Raw genomic sequence first — 20,308 nt, 5'->3', positions numbered from 1 at the left:
CTCATCTCCTTATATTTTTTTTGAACGTTTATAAATTATGAACCCTGTACTCAATAGAATTATTCCAACAATTATTAACAGATTAGATGTCACGCTACCAGTTAATGGAATTTCAGCCTCCTTCGCATTTTCAATTATCAAAATTTTATTTGTCTCAAAACCAGGAGTGACCTTAAATTCCAGCGGTGCTGCGAGTTTAGCATATCCTTTGGGTGCTTCAACTTCTTCTAATGCATAGTTATTAACAGTTTGACCATCTTCAATTGGAATTAGTGTATCTTTATTATTCTCAATTCGGATTTTCTTAGAAAAATCTAATCCTATAATATCGAAACGGCCTTGAGCATCTGTTACAAATACTTTGGCTCTTTCTCTATCTTTTGCATCAACCCAAGTCCAGCCACCTTGATCATCAACATCTAGGTACTTTGTTACACCATCAACCCGATTGCTAACAATAAATTTTGCGCCGCCTAATTTAACTGAAGAATCATGGCGATCACTTTTTTCAAATTTCACGCCGCCATACACATCATAAACTTCATTGGTTGTTACATCACCATCTTGATCATAATCATTTTTATACTCTAAGTGACCTTGGTTGGGTACAACTTCATCAGCTTTCGAAGTTCCGTTTAAATGAGCATTAAACGGAATCACTAGTTTTCGTGCACCTTGTTTGTACGCTTTAGCTAAATTAGCCAAGCCTTTATCTGTAAATTTCCAAACTAGTGCATTGCCTTCAGTTAGAATAAAATCCGTTCCTTCGGCTAATTTAATATCGGTCCCTTTGATCGTGATGACTTTTGATGTACTTACAAAATTTAATCTCGAATCTAAAGTATCCTTTACGATATATTTCCCATAGTTCTGAATATCACCTGGAATTGTGGGTTCTAAGGTAAATTTCACTATTTCATCGCGATGAGAACTATTCTTTTGGATTGTTTTCGCAATTTTGGGCTTATCATAGTTGATAAAGGTTCCTCCATTTAAAATATCTTTCTTCACATTATTTTTAAGATCGTTATCATCAATTGTAAAATCAATAACTTTCTTGTTCGGTAAGAAGGTATTCTTATTTTCGCTGGATTGGTTTTGTTTTTCTTCTACGCGGTAATGTCCTTGAGTTAAACCTTGGATTCGGATCATTCCATCATTTCCTGTAATAAAGACATATGGCTTAGAAATCGGTGAATTTTCTTGACTCTTTGAGACAAAATTTAATTCCCCATTGGTTACCCACGGTCCGTTTCCAGCAGGTGATTCACTTAAATAATCTGTCCCTCGTCCAGTTGGTTCATTACGACGTAAAACAAATTCTACTCCTGGCAGCGCCTGGCCTTTTTCATCTACCTTCTTAAAATAAACTTCGGTTGTATCTTGTTCAAATTTAGGATATAGATGGACATCATACAAATAATAATTTTGGTTTCCTTTGACATAATCTGGATTTTGGCTTGGTACATTTACAATGATTGGTGCCGGACGACTAGTTACACCCGCTGGTAAGTCACCTATTTGAACAATCAAAAATAGATTTGCTTCTGGATTTGCAGTATCTAGCTTGCCGAGGGGTGCAAAGTTAGTTTGATCGAAAGTAACTTCGCCATTTCCATCAGTCGTTTCTTCTACCTTATCTCTTACATTATTTACGTATGCATCAACTTTAGCTATATCTAAATTCTGTCCCTTCATCTTATTACTAGGACTCCAACCTAACTTGTAAGCATCCGAACGAGAAATTTTCATAAGACTAAACTTGATCCCTGAGCCCACGTTCGCATACTCAGTATCATTTAATTTTTGCTGTGTCCCATTACCGGAAATATCTGGAATGACTGTACTATTACTAGGGTTTTGAACCGCATGAACAGTAACTGAACCTTTTTCATGAACATTTATATCTGAGACGGGTATACCCTCTGTCTCTGCAGAAACTGGGTAGCCACCTGCAACACTTGTAATTAACCCCAAAAACAACACTAATAGAATGAAACTGAATTTTTTGTTCATCATTTACTCCTCCTTTTTTCATCCACTTTATAACCAATAAATCCTGTCATTAGTATAATTACGCTAATCCACAGCAACCTGTTACCCGATCCGCCTGTCATAGGCAATTTAGGGATTTTATGGTTCCTTATTTTTAGGGATAAGGTCCGGGTATCGATGTCCCAAGTATAACTATTACTAGATATCAAATTTCCATCTTGATCCCTGAGTTCAGGTGCTATTTTGTGGTTTTTAACAACCATATTGATATACCCTCGCCACAAACCATAGCCAGATACAGTCTTAACTTCTTCGATTTTATATTTTTTGTCCATTGCTAACTCACTAAAATCAGCAATTCCTTGGGCATCTGTTGATTTCTCAATGTTCTTATTTGTAGCAGTCACTTTAAAAACGATATCTTTTATTGGCTTGTCGTTTTCATCCGTTTTATTGATCTGCAAATTGTAGAAATTAGGATAATTTAAAATAGGATCAGATAGTAATAAGGCTGTCTCTTTTCCATCACTGCTAACAATTGTTTGATGGCGCAAGCTTTTTGGGCCCTCGCCATAATCAGTTATAATTTGAGCTTTTCCATCTACCGAAATTATGATCTTTAGTGGATGAGTAGGGGAAGGGGTATCCTTACCAGGGCCATATTGTTCAGGAAACTCAGACTCATATACATAATACGTGCCTGGCTTTAAATCATAATCAAATACTACTGAAGCTTGATTTGTAGCTGATAATTCTGGGAAATTTAGTTTTTGAATTTTAGACATGCTACTTTCTAAAACATTGTGATCAGGATTTTTTTGAAGATCCTTATCTGTCAAAATAAAGGTGGCTCCCTCCAACGGTTTTCCGGTTATATCACCTTTTCGCAAAATTAATTTGGAATATTTTGGCACTTCTGCTAATTCATTCGGGGCGTCCGCATAGAGGTAATTCCCCTTCTCCGTAGGTTTGGCTTCGATTTGGCTCGTTAATTTTTTATAACCGCTAGGCGCTTTTGTTTCTTCGAAAAAGTAATGCGGATCCGTCCCAGTTTCTTTGGTTAAATCTTTGATATTGATTTTGCCATTTGTATCTGTAGTAAATTCTTTTGCTAAATCAGCATCACTGACCCATTGTTGTTCTTTATTCCCTGTATAATAAGTAGTAACATTTCCTTCTTTTCTTTGTAAAATAAACTTTGCACCACTTAAAGGAGTATCCACATCATCTTTAGCATGTTTGTATAAAACAATGTCAAACAAGCCGGGGGCTTCTTTAGTGATAAACGGATTGATAAAGTTGTGTATCTCAGCTCCCCCACGCTGATGAAGATTTTTAGCAAATACATATCCATTTATACTTCCACCAGAAACTAAAACCGTCGCTTGAGGAGCTACAATCGAGCCCCAAACCATCGGATGTGTGCTTAATCGACCCGGTGTTAAAAATTGCGGGCCATAAACATCTGTAGTTGAATTATAATTTTCTACACCTTTGCTAGCTTCCTCTGTTCCTAGCTCCTTATCAAAATCGGGAATCCTCACTGAGTTCCATGACTCGCCGTCTGGACGAAACGTTGATATTTGAGTTGCCTTTGGTGCAAAAAAAGTGATCCGCTTAGCAATTGCATTTCCATGGCTTATGTTATCTTTGTAACTAAGTGCTGTCCCTGTTGCCTCATCTACGATAGCAACTTTTTTTGCTGATGTTGTAATAATTACTTGATCGATCTTCAGATCAGGGTTAGTAATGTTAAAATAGTCCATCTGGACTTGTGGTAAAATTGCGATATCATCATTGATTGGTGGTACATCAACAACTAACACTCTCTCATTCATTTTACTTACACGATATTCATACCGAGGATAGGGTTGGATATTCATCCCTTTCACTGATAAATCTTGACTCCCATTAAGATACACATCTGTTTGTTCAGTCAGTGCAGTTAATTGCTTTGTATAATCGGCTAACTGATCATCTAGCTTTGTAAAAATCCCCTTAAGCTCATTATCAGATAATTCGACTTTACCTGATGCCTTATAGGTATTCGGTCCTGGCCATACAACATTTGGCCAGTCACTTGGGGTTAAGCTAGGGACACCATCAGTGCCTTGTTTGGCGTTAGACACAATAGAATACCCATTACCAACTTTAGCAATAGAATTTTTAGAAATATTTTGTGCATAGATACGTCCACCTAACAAGAGTGAGACATTCTGCTCTGGCCCTAGCGTATGGCCTAACCCACTACTGCTATTATCAAAATAACCACCATAATTAAATCCCGCTGTTGAATTTGCAACAATTGCACTATTGCCTTTTACCGCTATTCCGCCTTCAGTATCTGCCTGATTAGCCGAATGATCCCCACTGACGTAAACATTATAACTAAATAAGTCATCAAAATGAGTCCCGTCTAACTTGTCGGGAATAGCGCTTACTTCTTTACTCTTTTTAACTGGTTGTGATTCTTTTGTACTCTTAAATGTTGAATCATTTTGAGAATTAGTAGTCTTAGATATGGTTTGCTTATTCTGTGACTCCATGTTTTGTTCTTGACTATTATCAGAGGAACGACTTACAGAAGTTTCGGTTCCCAGCGACTCTGATCCAGCCTTAAAAACATTAGATTCAGTAGTTCCTATCGTACTTGTTTCATGATTCTTTTCGATTGGTGTAGAATACTTCGTCTGATCGTTTGATGCTTCCGAATCAAATAGAACTGTCTCATCGGATAACACTTTTACTTTCGCTTCAGCTAATTGGATCATTGGCAAAACAAGAGTAACATCCTCGGTTAAGTTTTCTCGTTTTACCGACCAATCAAATTCTTGACGCCCGTTACTTTGAGACATCAGTTTTAATTCATCCATCGGTCGAGATTTTTCCATTTGGTGGAGATTCTCTAAGGTTAATACCGCTTGATCGAACGTAATTTTAGTTGTAATAGAAGCGAACGAGGCTGTTGCAAGTTCCCCTTTTTTCACTAACTTTAATTGAACATGATTTTCCTTTTGCTCAGCAATCATATCAACAAAATTACTTTCAAAAAGCTTGTTCTCCTTTTGTTCCTGCGATGTTTGTGCAAAAGCTGGCAATATTCCAACAATAAAGACATTCAAAATAAAATTTAAAATAATAATCACAAACAGCACACTTTTTTTTCCTTGATTTTTCATCTTCATTTCTCCTTTCTACCTACCCCTTTATATATAACTAATGTTATTTTATAGGGATTATTTCCTATTACATTACAATGATATAAGCCGATCTTTAGTATAAAACATGGGATACTATCAATAATTAAATTAATTCACATTATTTTATAGCGTCAAAATTATAATAGATAGTACTTTTTTAGTTAACTAAAAAATACTATGGACACAACAAAAATAACTATACAGAAATTTATTGATATTAAAAATAATGTTTATTTTCTTATCCACTCTATTATTAAACAATAGAAATAATATTACAACTGTTTTTTAATTAAAAAATAAGCTGATCACAACTGTATAATCTCTGATGTCTGACCTATATCTGTGAAGCCTCACTATTATTTTTTGGGAAATAGTTCTACTTATTTCTCTTAGTTAGCCGGCTTTTATTATTCATTAATTAATACACAACTATCGAATACACTAAAAAGTATTTAATACAATGAGCTGTACACTTTCATCATTGAATTTGTTAACCTTAGCTGGTAGGCGAAACTTGCACTAGCGGGATTGATTGATTTTTTATTTATCAATAGCGTTAATCATAGATAGACATACAAGGGATATGTCAACCAATAATCGAGTACTTTCTTTTAGGTAGCTTGCTACGTAATGACGGTTTGACTTGGTTACCCATGCAAATAATCATAATAGATAGACTTTGAAATTTTTAGCATGTTTAGAATATGGGAAATGTGGTGGCTATCCTTTAAGTTGGTCGTAATAATCCTCAACATAAGACAGAGTCTTTGAATAGTTATTTTTTTTGATTAAAACACATCGCTCGTTTTAAAATATCAGTTTCTTCCTTCAAACCTTGATTCTCTTTGAATAATGATCGTTCTCTTGGTGAAATAACTTAATTATTATTATGGTTGACTTGATTAATCCATTTACTGATTGGCGGGATACTTATGCCATATTCTTTTGCTAGTGAGTTGGCGGACCGTCCGTCTTATTGAGAGCTACAATGGTTCTTTAAATACAGTGGAGTATCTCGCTGTTAATTTTTCAGTTGCCATAAAAAAACTCCTTTAATGTATTACATCGAACAATTAGTCCGTAATTACATCATAGGAGTCCTCTTAGTGAGTTATTATTATCGAACTAGATTAGCTAGAAGAAATAACAGCTTTTTGATCTCTTCTAAACTGAGTCACGAGTTTAACCAGACTGTTAAATACTTAGAGCTATTATGAATTGGCTAACCAAAAATTCAGAAGCATTCTTGTGGACTTTGGCAACCATCGATACTGATTTCCTTATCAATTTTTTTAATGTTTTGACGCGCTTGAGACAGCATCTGCTTTTGGTTTCATATCAACGACTGGTGCAGACGGCTGGCTCGCCGGAGTGCTTTCAGCAGCTGGTTTAGGGTTTTCCTTTTTTGATGCACCACTGACAGCATCAGCCGACTCAGTGTTGCTGTCTGCGACAAGCTTTTGACCGGTTTGTTGTAAATACCAATCAACTAACGGATTGAAATCTAAGATGTATTCATTGATGCCGGCATAATTTCCGTCATCATCATGCATCGCTTGATAAGTATGGACAACAAACTTATCTGGTCCGTGTGTTGGCACGTGTACCCGAATAGCGTCTTGGGCACCGGAGCGCAGTTGCGAAATCACCCAGCTGACATTTTTATGCACCTGTTCAGGGTGACAATATGCTAAAGCATTTCCAACTTGTCTCGGCCAACGTTTAGCAAACATATCTTCTGGTTCAGCATTTTTGTTGTAATACAAGAATTGATTATTATCATCGGCAAAGGTTAATTCCATCGGCATTGATTTTAAGAAATAGTTCAACTGGTCAACCGTCAAGATTCCTCGATCTAATTCCACATAGGTGTTGCCCTTAACCGCCTGAACTTTTTCAGAAGCTTGCTCAACCCAATCTTCGGCCGCCATCTCGATATCTTCGATGGTAGTTGCAATTGTTCCTTTAGCATACAAATCTTCAGGCATTGCTCTAGGAGCAGCGCCATCTAATTGTGAAACGACCTCAATAAATTGGACAAACTTATTTAATACCGTTCCCAAGAAATTTACAGTACCTTCATTTTTCAAATTGCCATCAGCATCAAAGGCTTGTTTCACATTACCTAATAAAAATTCATTGCCGGGCATTACGATTGCATTGACTCCAGGAGCATCTAAAATTTGCCGTAAATGTAATTGTGCACGCGAAGAACCTTGATCATAATAAGAGGCTCCAACAATCATAACGGGTTTGTTTTCAAGTGGATGAATATTGAAAGATAACCATTCCAAAACACTCTTCAAACTAGCCGGAATTGTATGATTGTGTTCTGGCGTCGCAATAATCACACCATCAGCTCCCATAATTTTACGAGCCATATTTTGGATAGCCACACTGTTGGTCTGATCTTTGCTTTGATTAAACATTGGGATGTTCGCGATTTCTAAAATTTCCAAATCGAATAATGTATAATATTCTTTCGCAATAAATTGTAGTAATTGGCGATTATATGATTTATCAGCCGCTGAACCGACGATTCCAATTAATTTCATAATCTTTTTCTCCTTTAACTATACATTCAAAAATGTGCTCTAACGTTCGGCAGATTCCCAAGAAAAATTAATAGCCTCTTTTTTATTTTGTGCATGAGCCCCGTTCATCTGTTTTGAAATCTCAACAAAAACTAAAAAATCTTGAAATAGACCTTCTAAACGGGTAATGTCATCAATATTTACTAAATTTTCTTGATTATCAAAAGCTTGCAGTGAGTGAGACAATAAATACTCAGAGCTGGGCATCACCCGTGCTTTTAATTCAGGTGCATCCAAAATTTGGCGTAAGTGTGCTTGTGCTCTTGAAGAACCTAATGTTCCATAAGAAGCCCCGGTAACCATCACAGGTTTATCGACAAATGGATATATTCCATAAGATAACCAGTTTAAGGCATTGATCAAGGCAGCTGGCGCAGCATGATCATACTCAGGTGTACTGATGATGACACCATCACTGGCTTCAATCTTATCTGCCAAGTGTTGAACTTCGATTGGGAGCGACATGTCCTCTGGTTTATTGAACATCGGCAGCTCACTAATCTCAGCGAGTTCAATGTTGGTCTGTTTAGCAAAGTGCTTCTTCATATATTTAAGTAATTCACGATTAGTAGATTTTTCAGAATTTGTTCCTACAATTGCCAAAAAGTTTCTCATGATGATCCTTCTTTCTATATATATGCTGACATTCCTGCTGAGAGGTACTCAGTTCCGTCCTTTAATAAGATTACAGCCTCGATACCGGGTAGATTTGATACACGGCGCAAAATTTCTGGAGCGGAATATCCAAAAAGGCGTGTAGTCCAGATCTCCCCACTAACTGAATCATTCGATATGATCGTCAAACTAGCTAAATTGGTCGCGATTGGATAACCTGTTGTTGAATCGAAAATATGATGGTAAGTTTGTCCTGAAACTTGTAACGTTCGTTCATAAATTCCTGAAGTAACTACTGATTTGGTCCCCACCTTTAAAACACGTGCTAAATCAGATTCAGTTCCGTTTGGATCACGAATCCCAATGCGCCATAATCCGTCTTGATGATTACTTATGCCAAAGGTTAATACATTCCCACCAAGATTCACCAAGCCTGCCGTTGCTCCTACTTGTTGCAGTTCTGCCACAAGTAAATCTGCAATATATCCTTTAGCTAATGCTCCTAAATCAATTTTCATTCCTTTTTTAGGTAAAAAAACTGAGCATTTATCAGGATTTAAAACGATTTGCTGAGGGTCAATCAATTGTAATTGATAACAAATTTCTGCTTGAGCTGGTACTCGAGCATTTTCAAAACCGATTCGCCAAGTCTGGATTAAAGGGCCAATCGCAATATTTAAGTAGTCATCCTTATTCAGACTATGAAAGTACCCTAGCTGAATTAAATCAAAAAGTTCCGGCTTTACCGTAACCGCTTTTATTCCAGCGTTCGAATTAATTTGCATCAATTCCGAAGTGGCATCATTCGCACTAAAGCGGTGTTCATACTGTTGCACTCTTGTTTCTGCCAATGTGATTAACTCTTCTGAGGCATCATCTGATAGAGTTATATCGATGACTGTACCCATAGCTCGAATTTGTCGGTTAGCTACCATTTCTACTCACTACCTCTCAACCTACAAACTAATGTGATGCCTTTCACACTCGTTACGGACACAGTCTACTCCGTTATGACATTTTAGTCAACATTAAATATATATTTTTTTATATAAAAAACACAAAAAAGCTTCTTTCGATAAAACAAGCGGAGATTTTCCGCTTATTGATATATCGAAAGAAGCTTTCAGCATCAAAATAATCTTATATCCGTATACTATAGACATGCCATTTTGCTTGATAATACAAGCAAAACATCTAAAGATCTCATTGTTGTGTATTTATTTGTTTTTGTAATTTCGCAATTTTATCTAACAGAATTCGATTGCGATTGATTTTAGCATAAGCTTTTGCATCCGCTAAACGTTCGTTGATCTCGGCTTTAGGTTGCTGCTCACAGACTGCATTGACCGCCAATTGATAAGCTGCTCGCGCGAGATAATAAGTTACATGATTATCCGAGCAGATAGTAATCGCGTATTCTAATAACGCGTTACTCGTAGCGAATTCCTGGTGTTCACCATAAAACTCACCACAATGAAACACGATATTCAACACTCGCCAAGTATCTTCAGTCGTTTCGATCGAATAATTGAAGATATTTTCAAATACTTGCTCGAAGTAGAATTCCGCCTTTTCGATATCACCGTCTCGAGAATAAGCCATACCGCTACCTGTCAATGCTAATAATTGAAAGATTGGATTTTTATGTTCTTTCTCCATTAATAGAAGCTTATCAAAAGTAAACAGGATATCAGTAATGGCAGCTTTTTGAAAAATCATCACAAAACCTTGCAAGTAGTAATAGCGAAACTTCAAGAACGGGTCTTCAATCGTATCGACCGGAATCCCAGCTAGTATGTCTGCTAGCTGGTGATATTCGCTTGTAATCAAGAAAAACTCTGCTTGATCCATTTTACTCGAAAGTTCTGGTTGGCGAATACCGACTTTAGGAAACAATTCGCCAATTGGCAATCCTAATCGATTACACAGTTGAATCAAAATTTTCAATGAGGGAACTTGCCCATTATTCTCAAAACGGCTTAATGTCGCTTGCGTACAAATCCCAGCAGCTAATTCTGATTGTGAAAGTCCCCGCTGTTTGCGAACGTTAATAAAACGTTGAATATTCATTTTTCCTCCAAGACAAATATATTTGCTATGAATAGTATACGCTAAATTGAAGAGAGTAATTAGATTTTTTGTTCGATGGATAGTACATTAATTTGTAAAATCCGCGTCAAAAATGGCATTTCTACTTTCATTTGATTATAGATTGCCCCATCTTCAATAAATTCTGCTGTCCCATGAACATGAAACCCAGCACCCGGACCGACTGTTCCGATGACTTCTTTGCTTCCCATCGTCAAGGTTACTTGATTATTTTTTTCGACATCTTTTTGGACATTGTGCATCCCTGCAGCAGGAATAAATAGTTTGTCTTCTTCAATCCGAACATAGCTGTTCCATGTGTTAACAACATGATAACCTGGCGCTTCTGAACTAGATGAAATAATGCTGACCGCACCTTCATGATTCATGACATCTAAAAATGTTTGATTTAACATAGCAAAGTCCCCTTTTATTTATTATACGCATAGATTTTAACACTTTTTTTATATAAAACCAACAAAGCCTTACAAATGTATTCTTATACCCTTAGCTTCATGGTAGATATAAAAAGACGCTTCGCAAACTGAATTGCGAAACGCCTAGAAATGTTGATATATAAGGATATATTAACGTTTTGAGAACGGACAGTCATATTTTTTAAGAATCTTAATCTATAGAAATCCTTTTGTATCAAGGATTGATAAGTGTTAACTTACACTAAAGTTGATAAAAAAGTATTCATATAGATAATACTTGAACAAGATAGATGATAGTTGAATACAAAAGTTTAATTAAGTTACATGAGATTAAGATTATTACCATCTGTGAAGTAATTCAATGGAATCGTAGAAGATAACCTAAAAAATTGGAGCTTATCCTGACATTTACAGTCGCTTCAAAGGTTAAATTAAGAAATTTGACTTTTAAAATCCCCACAAATAATCTGTCTTTTTATTAAAACATTATCGATCCTATTAACAGTACTTTCAAGATGTATCAGCCCACCTTTTTAGTACAGACTAAATCAATAAAATAGCCCAGTCGGTCTATTATTTACTGAAATAACAAGTCAAATCCAATCCGTAGGTTTCTTTTAAGTATGAATCTGTTGCTAGTAACAGTTGATTCATTTCACTACTTATTTTTGAAATTGAAACCCCCGGCTGAACAATTGCAATTTTTAATTCAGTTTCAAAACCAGACTTAACCATTTTTTCGATAGCATAAAGAAGTTCAATATCTCCAAGTTCAATTCTTGTATCATCAAAATTAGTCTTTCTTTGATTTTCTCTAAATATCATTCGCTTGATTAACTCTACAACATTTCCATTCCACATAATGGATTTTTCTGCTTGTCCACATACCTCGTAAAGATCCGCTATCCTTGAACCCGGACTTTTTCCATGTGAATATTTACAATGATAGAAAAATATCTCTAGTTTCCTCTTTTCAATATCTACCTTTATAGAAACTACATCAGCAATTTCTCCTGAGCCATCATCATCAAAGATAATAGTAGAGTTCTGGTCTACTAAATTATGAATTGTTGCATATTGAATAGTATCTTTTTTTCTATCTCTATCTTGAGATTCTTTTTTTATATCAACCTTATATTTTGACCAATCAACCTGTACCAATGATTCGCTTGGAAAAATCAAATTCTTCTTTTGTTTAACCAAGACTTTCAAGTTTTCTTGCACCATTATCACACTACCATCTTCTTGTATAAAGGTTATTTCAGGTGAATAATCCTTAAAATAGTCCTCCAATGGTGTTAAGCCACTCCTTTGTTTAACAAATAATTGACCTCCAGTTATTTGAGTATAGCCATATCCTGAACCATTAATGAATTGCTCATACTCATACTTTCGCTCATTTATCCAAAATTGAAATCTTAAATTCCCTTTAATTATTTCTGGATGACGTAACTCAGCTTGATAAAACGGGTAGTTCTTTTCTTCTTTATCTACAAAAAGTGTTTTAGTAATAGAGTTTGAAGTTTCAATTTCTTCGGGAAAACGAATCTTATAGGGTACACCTTCAGGAAACTCCGTTATCGGTTCCATCATTAATGAATTTTCTAGTATATCACTAGTATCTATTGTATCATCTAAAACTTTTTCACTGATACCTCGACACCACTCCATCCAAAAATTGATTTTTTCAACCCAGCGCATCCACACTTTCCCTTTATAAGAACATCCAACACTGATCTTATTTCCGTTCTGAAATCCATATCCAAACAAGTTTGATTTAATAGAACCAGAAGCAATAGCTTCACTAATACCAGCCTTAACATCAGTTCCAGCAAACATCCTAAAACTCATTCTTCCACTAGGTACTTGTTTTAGTCCCAAAGTTCCAATCACCAATCGATTAATATCTTTTAGGATTCGATATACAGGTTCCCCAGTTATTTGTTTTGCATCTTGAAAAATTGCTTCAACTAATCTTCTTCCTTTTCCCTCATCAGTTTCATTAATGTGTATAATACCATTTTCCCTATCATAAAAAATTACAAAAAAATTATAGCCATATTCTATTATGTCTTTTTGCTCTGACCAAACAACATTATCTTCAAGTTCTTCTATAAATATATATACAGATTCTTCTTCACTTATTATTGGATATGTTCGCCCAAAGTCTAGTACATTTTCCCAATTATCAATAGCTATTTTTTCAGACTGATATTCAAACATTCTTGTACTAATTTTCATTTTTAATTGAGACAAATCATAATCATCAGCATGTCCTTTTTGAAATTTACTAATAAATTCCCCCAGCTCAACTTCTTTTTCAACTGATGTATTAGATTTTAAATGCAGTAATTGATTCCAATCAGAATCTTGATGGTACAAATCTTCAATTCCTTCTTTTAAATCATCCATCGCAATATTAGTTACTAACTTTGCGTTTCCTATATTTCCAGAACTTGTCCTTGCAAATCGCCCAATAAACTGCAATGTGATTGGCAATGACTTATATTTATCATGAATTGCAGCTATTTTTAATTCAGGAATATCAATTCCCTCTCCAAACATGTCAACACATACTATAATCTTGGATTCACCTTTTTTTACTTTCTCTAACGATTCTATATTTTCAGACTTTTTTCGACCTGAATGAATGATTACTGGATTCCATTCATGGTACTTAGAGTAAATTTCGTCAAATAGATGCTCCGCTCGATTACGATTCTTTGATCTAGCTAGAATAACATGATTCAACCCTTTTTTTGTATCTTCATTCAATAAATTTATCGCCATTTGAGCTATTTCTTTATCTGATTTTTTTTCTTCGAATTCTTGTATAGGATAGAAATCAATAGTTTTAAAGTACCCGTTCATCTGTGCTAAACCCAGACTATAATTAAAAATTATTTTCCCTTCAAGCTTTTTCCCATCATTTCTGTAAGGGGTTGCCGTAAATTGTAAAATCTTTTTGTTTAAAAAGCGTTGTCTAACATTTTTCCAATCAGGTGCTGCTAAATGATGGGCTTCATCAAAAACAACGAGTTCTACATTGTCAATCAGACTCTCAAATAAATTCTCTGGCATATTTTTAATCATAGTTGGTGTCGAAACAATGATATTGGCATTATTTAATTCCTTTAAAAATTGTTCTTCCATATCCTCTTTAACTTTAGATTTATACAGTATACAATTCGGAAAAATCACCTTGGATGATATCATGCCTAAATCTGGCAATATTCCAAAATGGTTAGCCCCCTCAAATATTTGTTTTCTTAATAAATCTGATGGTACTACAATTAAAGTCGTTCCTACTCTCTCAGATATAATTGTAGTAAAAATAGTTTCAGTTTTTCCAGTACCCGTAGGCATTACTACAGTTGCTGGTGTAGGAGAACTGGAAGTTATCCAGTGTGCTCTTATAGCAGAGAGCGCTCCAAATTGCGGTGCTCTCAAACCTTTCTCATTTTTTTCTCTAGATATTTTTTCACTGTAAGACACTTTCCAACTCGCAACAATTGTATCTTTATCATAGGATTCTCCTGAATCGTTTACACTGTAAACAATTCTATTTCCGTTACCGATCGTTCTCTTATCTTGTTTACCCATACTTAAAACGCCTTCTTCATTCTATTTTATTTAAAATGTCTGCATTTTTAACCACAAAACAATTATAGCAAACAAACTACATTGAATCCTTAAATAAAATATATCGAATATAGAATTTGAGAAATACGGGATTATCCAGAGTTTGCCGTATGTTTCCTTAATATAAACATCAAAACAAAAAAACCGAGACAACTTTATTGTAAACTAACTAACGTCAGCTCTTTATATATCTCACTACATAAGTGAGTTTGATATTTAGTATTTAACTACTTTTCTAACAGATTTAATACTTTTTTTTGAGAATTGTGAAGCTTTACGGGCTTTTTTAAGACCTGGTTTTTAATATCATTTTTTCATCCAGTTTCAAATTCTTATACCTAAAATATTTTTAACGATTAGTCTCAATAACACAACTTATAGTTTCGTACCTCGATAGATATCTGGTACAAAAAAATGGTACGTATTTATCTTGCCAATGTTCGGCAAATATTCTATAAAATACTTGAACGATAACAAGGACTTTGTATTGAGTGAACTTACTAGAAAATCGAGAAGTTATGCAAACATCAAAGTAATAAAGAGTTATGTTTCTCAACTTTTTGAAATCGCTGAATTATTGGATTACATCGAATATAATCGAATTGCCAAAGTCACTAAGTTTGTTGCAGAACCAAAAAAAATACGCTTAAAAGTCGAACGTCAATTAAATGGCGAATCACTTACTGCTGAACAGCTTTTACAATGGATAAGCGTAATAAATGAAGACTACCACACTGAAAAATTGATTTTACAAGATTATTTATTGTTCATGTTAACTTTGCATTTAGGATATCGAAAAAGTGAATCATATGCGTTACAATGGAAACATGTTGATTTAGAAAATGGATATATCAGTTTAATTCAAAATAAAGATAAAATGGGAAATCTAAAAACTACTAAAGGAAATAAAAAGACTAAATTTGTGATTCCTCCTATTATTCGTAGCCTGCTTATCGAATGGAAAACACAACAAAAAAGTGAACTTAGTCAAATTGACATCAAGCAAACAGGAGATCAATTTCTTTTCACCTACGCAAAAAAACTGGTGAATTAAATCAACCGGTTCATATTGACTATTTAAATTATCGACTTAATTCAATTCATAGAAGACATCCAGAACTCGAAAAACTCAATCCGCATAAATTGCGTCATACATTTGGAACACTAGCACGCGAAGAGGAGCAACTCTAGCTAATATATCTGAATCACTTACACATTCAGATGTAAAAACAACTGGGATATATGTTAATACACCAAATATTGTTGATTTAACAACGTATAACAAATTTATCGAAAGACTAAATAAGACCTCTAGCTAATTGCTAAAGGTCTATTTAACTCTCGTAATTAAACAAACTTTACTGATATATCTGATACCAATTTCCCATTTCTAATTTCACTTTCAACATTATTAACAGAATACTCTGGATACTCAGAAACCTCTATTTTAATAGTGATCCCACTATTACATTTAGGGCAAGGACTAATTTGTTCTGATTGATACATATTTTCTGTACCCATTCCTCTTTCATCACTATCAATTAATTCGAATTCAAAATCATCAAAATTAGAACTTTCATGACAGTTATTGCATTCAATTTTTAGCGGATCCATAAGCAACTGACCATAAAAGTGGTTTTCATTTATACTCAACCCTTTAAGAATTCCCTCTATTTTTTCAGTGTATTCTTTGATAGTTTGTTCATCAATATCTGTTTGTGGTGAATGAACTAACCGATTTCTAAAAATTCTAATTTCATCAATTTCATCATAGTGGTATTTCGTTATGAATTTTTTATCAAGCGCTGATTTTAATAGACTGATGTAATTTATTCTCCTATAACTTTGCAAATAATTTGATTCGAATACCAAAAAACCTAACGATTCTTCTAACAAGTTATATTTGTGTAAAAATTCTCCAGATAATCGATATCTATTCCTCGCTATATTCTCAGAAATATCTTCTTTTTCATCAACTGTTACAGATATTGTATCCATTTGATTGATAATCAAATTCAAATTATTATTTATGCTTTCAGTTACTTTTTCGACTCGATTTAAGTCTCCAAGTGAGAATAATCTATTGTGAGCAATTTTATTGCGTAAGCTGTATAATTCTTCTAGCCAATTTTTTAATTGATCCTTTTCTAAATTAACAAGATCATTAAAATATTTTTCCCAATTTGATTTTTTTATATAATCGTCCAAAAATTTCAAGGGCACTGTAAGAGCATCTTTATATGCGACTAAGTCAGAACTCTGAAGAAATTCCTTTTTTGAATATTCATCAAATAAAAAAGTACTTAAATCTTTGAAGTCTATTCTGTATAAGTAACTATCTCCTAGTCTATTTCCCTTCTCACCTTGCCTAGCATTAATGCTATTTGGTAAATTGGACTTCTCCCAATTTATTCCAACATTTATCAACATAAATTTTGTGAAAAGTTTTCTTAAGATATTCTCTGTTTGATAAATCAACGGATAGGCTTGCTTTGAGCAAATAAAACTAATGTCATCCCACAATACTTCAATCTGTGGTGTATTTTTAAGTAGCACAGATTTGAGATGTTTCAGTAAACCAGAATAATTTTTATTAAGCTCAGAATCCAATTTTTCGTCTTCACTATTTGTTTCAACAGTAAGATGATAATAGAAATATTCTTCATCTGAACCTAAGTTTCTTTGTAATTTAAACGGAAAGTACATTTCATTAAAAATAATTTCCTCAGCAGAAATCTTTAAATTTTCATTTGACGTCATCAGATTTTTGAAAGATGTTTCAGAAGTTGCAATATTATTCTTTTTTAAGATAGGAATTAAGTATTCAGTTCTCATAAGCCTCTCCGATCATGTTGTCTTAATATTATCAAAAAAGAAATCGAATATGAATAGTTGGTACAAAAAATGGTACATTTAAAACTAGAAAAAGACACCTTCCAAAAAATGGAAAGTGTCTGAATCGTTGATATAAAGCTGTTCTTAACGCTTAGAGAATTGAGAAGCTTTACGAGCTTTCTTAAGACCTGGTTTTTTACGTTCAACCATACGTGAATCACGTGTAAGTAATCCAGCGCGTTTTAATGGTGCGCGGAAATCAGGATCTACTTCTAATAAAGCGCGTGAGATACCGTGACGGATAGCGCCGGCTTGACCTGCGTAGCCTCCACCATCAACGTTTACGAATACATCATATGAACCTGTTGTTTCAGTAACGCCAAATGGTTGGTTGATTACTAAACGTAGGTCAGCATGTGGGATATATTCTTCAACGTCTTTTTTATTTACAGTAATTTTACCAGTTCCTGGTACTAAACGTACGCGAGCAACTGCATTTTTACGACGGCCTGTGCCGCTATATTGAACTTGTGCCAATGAATTTCCCTCCTATTAAATTAAGTTTGTGATGTCTAAGACTTCTGGTTGTTGTGCTGCATGTGGATGTTCTGCTCCACCGTATACGTGAAGTTTCATGCCTTGAGCGCGACCTAAAGTGTTTTTAGGAAGCATACCTTTAACAGAAGTTTCGACCAAACGGCGAGAATTTTTAGCACGCATTTCGCCTGCTGAGATTGATTTCAATCCACCAGGGAAGTTTGAGTGACGGTAGTAAATCTTGTCAGTAGCTTTCTTACCTGTTAATTTGATTTGATCTGCATTAATTACGATTACAAAATCACCAGTGTCAATGTGTGGTGTGAATGTTGGTTTATTTTTTCCGCGTAGTACAGATGCAACAACTGTTGAAAGACGTCCTAAAGGAACATCAGTTGCGTCTACTACGTACCATTTACGTTCTACTTCGCCTGGCTTAGCCATATATGTTGTACGCACGTTTTTTTCCTCCAATTTCGATTTCGAATGTTTGACAAACACTTGAGTTTCCGGGGCTCTTGTGGGGCAAACAATACCATTTACCATAATACTTGCTAAGGCTTGGTATGTCAATGTTTTTCTCTTTGAAAACGCAAAATATTTTCATTTTCCTAATGTCTTCCTACTATTCATATTAAGCAGTCTTCTACACTATAAAATGAATAAAGAAACGTATTTTTAAAAATATTTTGCATAAATATTTAAAAAAGGGGTTGATTTTTGTATTTTACGATGCTAATATAGCTTCAATACATTAATTAGAATTTAATGAAAAAGCAGTAAGGGAGCAATCAGGATGAAAGAAAAAGTGATTTTAGCATACTCAGGTGGTTTAGATACTTCTGTCTCAATCAAATGGCTCGTGGATGAAGGTTATGATGTGATCGCGTGTTGTTTAGATATCGGCGAAGGTCGGGACACTGAATTTATTAAAAATAAAGCCTTACAGGTTGGTGCAACTGAATCCTACGCAATTGATGCTCGTGAGGAGTTTTCACAGGATTTCGTTTTGATCGCGCTGCAAGGCAATACCTACTATGAAAATTCTTATCCGTTAGTATCTGCTTTATCTCGTCCCTTGATCTCGAAAAAATTAGTTGAGCTGGCTCATCAGACGGGTGCGACTACGATCGCTCACGGCTGTACCGGAAAAGGCAATGACCAAGTACGTTTTGAAGTGTCCATCGCAGCCCTTGATCCAAATCTGAAGATCATCGCGCCGGTTCGTGAATGGAAATGGTCACGGGAAGAAGAAATTAATTATGCAACCGAAAAAGGCGTGCCGATCCCCGCGGATTTAGATAATCCTTATTCGATTGACCAAAACTTATGGGGCCGGGCTTGCGAATGTGGCGTCTTGGAAGATCCGTGGGCAACTCCGCCAGTGGGTGCTTACGACATTACCGCTGAATTGGAAGACACCCCTGATAAACCGACGATTGTAGAGATTACCTTTGAAAAAGGCGTACCGACTGCCTTAGACGGAGAAGAATTATCATTAGCGACATTGATCATGAAATTGAATACCATCGCCGGCGTGCACGGTATCGGCCGAATCGATCATATTGAAAATCGGTTAGTCGGAATCAAATCCCGTGAAGTTTACGAATGTCCAGGTGCAGAAGTTTTAATGACCGCCCACAAAGAGTTAGAAGATTTAACCTTTGTCCGTGAGATGGCTCATTTCAAACCAGTGATCGAACAGCAATTATGCCAAATGATCTACGACGGTTTATGGTTCAACCCAACGATGGACGCTTTGATCGCTTTCTTGAAACAATCACAAGAAGTCGTGAACGGTGTACTACGGGTCAAACTATTTAAAGGCAACGTGATCGTTGAAGGACGTAAATCTGACAACAGCTTATATAACGAAAACTTGGCGACTTATACTTCCGCCGATACGTTCGATCAAGATGCGGCGATCGGCTTCATTAAATTATGGGGCTTGCCAACTAAGGTCAACGCCGAAATTCAGGCGAAAAACCAAGCAAAGAAGACCCAACCAACGCTTTAAGATGAATCGGAGCGGCAGAAGCCGAGACTTCTGTCACCCCTCTTTTGCAAGATGAACCAGATGTGAGGCGGCTTTTACTTGCCGGTAAATAAGGCCGTCCGGTTTCACATCTTGCCATTGCTCATAGGTGAGTTTCTTTTCCAGATAGGAAATAAGGAAACCAGCAATGTTTTCATCCTGAGGTATCTGAAAAGATGCCTCCTCCCTATAAGAAAAGCTTTTCGAACTCGTTCAGCTTTTGAGTAATAAGACCAAGCTTTTGATAAGTCGCTCCTTAGACTTAAAAAAAGTTTTGCTTATTACCGAAAAAGCTTGTTCGAAAAGCTGGATATTAAGAAAAGTTTAGCG

Annotated in this window: 13 protein-coding genes; 2 read left to right on the top strand and 11 right to left on the bottom strand. The window is 35.3% G+C overall.

Annotated features, from left to right (window positions below; translation table 11 throughout):
• Nucleotides 1-9: 9 nt before the first annotated feature.
• From RV00_RS10665 to RV00_RS10630, 8 genes are all read right to left on the bottom strand, one after another.
• On the bottom strand, nt 10-2,019 hold the full coding sequence (locus tag RV00_RS10665; RefSeq protein WP_084133292.1) for a SpaH/EbpB family LPXTG-anchored major pilin: 2,010 nt from the start codon (nt 2,017-2,019) through the stop codon (nt 10-12).
• Nucleotides 2,016-5,174, bottom strand: coding sequence for a SpaA isopeptide-forming pilin-related protein (locus RV00_RS10660; protein WP_071862596.1), 3,159 nt, complete (start codon nt 5,172-5,174; stop codon nt 2,016-2,018). Before RV00_RS10660 ends, RV00_RS10665 begins: the two co-directional genes overlap by 4 nt.
• A 1,313-nt stretch (nt 5,175-6,487) precedes the next feature.
• Nucleotides 6,488-7,750, bottom strand: a complete 1,263-nt coding sequence (locus tag RV00_RS10655) for an NAD(P)H-dependent oxidoreductase (protein WP_071862595.1) — start codon at nt 7,748-7,750, stop codon at nt 6,488-6,490.
• Nucleotides 7,751-7,789: 39 nt separating this feature from the next.
• On the bottom strand, nt 7,790-8,404 hold the full coding sequence (locus RV00_RS10650; RefSeq protein ID WP_071862594.1) for an NADPH-dependent FMN reductase: 615 nt from the start codon (nt 8,402-8,404) through the stop codon (nt 7,790-7,792).
• 14 nt (nt 8,405-8,418) lie between these two features.
• The gene (locus RV00_RS10645) at nt 8,419-9,339 is read right to left on the bottom strand and encodes an FAD:protein FMN transferase (RefSeq protein ID WP_071862593.1); all 921 of its coding nucleotides are present in this window, start codon (nt 9,337-9,339) and stop codon (nt 8,419-8,421) included.
• 268 nt (nt 9,340-9,607) lie between these two features.
• Complete coding sequence (locus tag RV00_RS10640) at nt 9,608-10,474, bottom strand: helix-turn-helix domain-containing protein (protein WP_071862592.1); 867 nt, start codon at nt 10,472-10,474, stop codon at nt 9,608-9,610.
• Nucleotides 10,475-10,533: 59 nt separating this feature from the next.
• A complete protein-coding gene (locus tag RV00_RS10635; protein ID WP_071862591.1) occupies nt 10,534-10,908 on the bottom strand; it encodes a pyridoxamine 5'-phosphate oxidase family protein in 375 nt (124 codons plus the stop codon).
• 594 nt (nt 10,909-11,502) lie between these two features.
• Nucleotides 11,503-14,532 carry a DEAD/DEAH box helicase gene (locus RV00_RS10630; RefSeq protein ID WP_071862590.1) on the bottom strand — a complete coding sequence of 1,010 codons (3,030 nt, stop codon included), beginning with the start codon at nt 14,530-14,532 and terminating at the stop codon, nt 11,503-11,505.
• A gap of 526 nt (nt 14,533-15,058) precedes the next feature.
• Between RV00_RS10630 and RV00_RS16695 the strand changes: the two genes are divergently transcribed.
• Nucleotides 15,059-15,625, top strand: a complete 567-nt coding sequence (locus RV00_RS16695; protein WP_249024094.1) for a tyrosine-type recombinase/integrase — start codon at nt 15,059-15,061, stop codon at nt 15,623-15,625.
• Nucleotides 15,626-15,918: 293 nt separating this feature from the next.
• Here RV00_RS16695 and RV00_RS10620 read toward each other — a convergent pair whose 3' ends face one another.
• From RV00_RS10620 to rplM, 3 genes are all read right to left on the bottom strand, one after another.
• Nucleotides 15,919-17,406 (bottom strand): HEPN domain-containing protein, encoded by a 1,488-nt coding sequence (locus RV00_RS10620; protein ID WP_071862589.1) that lies wholly within the window; start codon nt 17,404-17,406, stop codon nt 15,919-15,921.
• A 144-nt stretch (nt 17,407-17,550) separates the two neighbouring features.
• Nucleotides 17,551-17,943 carry a 30S ribosomal protein S9 gene (gene rpsI, locus RV00_RS10615; protein ID WP_071857944.1) on the bottom strand — a complete coding sequence of 131 codons (393 nt, stop codon included), beginning with the start codon at nt 17,941-17,943 and terminating at the stop codon, nt 17,551-17,553.
• A gap of 15 nt (nt 17,944-17,958) precedes the next feature.
• Nucleotides 17,959-18,387 (bottom strand): 50S ribosomal protein L13, encoded by a 429-nt coding sequence (gene rplM, locus RV00_RS10610; protein ID WP_071862708.1) that lies wholly within the window; start codon nt 18,385-18,387, stop codon nt 17,959-17,961.
• A gap of 352 nt (nt 18,388-18,739) precedes the next feature.
• Here rplM and RV00_RS10605 point away from each other — a divergent pair, with 352 nt between their 5' ends.
• Nucleotides 18,740-19,960, top strand: a complete 1,221-nt coding sequence (locus RV00_RS10605; protein WP_071862588.1) for an argininosuccinate synthase — start codon at nt 18,740-18,742, stop codon at nt 19,958-19,960.
• Nucleotides 19,961-20,308 lie beyond the last annotated feature (348 nt).

Source organism: Enterococcus devriesei (genome assembly GCF_001885905.1).
GTDB lineage: Bacteria > Bacillota > Bacilli > Lactobacillales > Enterococcaceae > Enterococcus_A > Enterococcus_A devriesei.
This window is presented reverse-complemented; position numbering and strand designations above follow the sequence as displayed.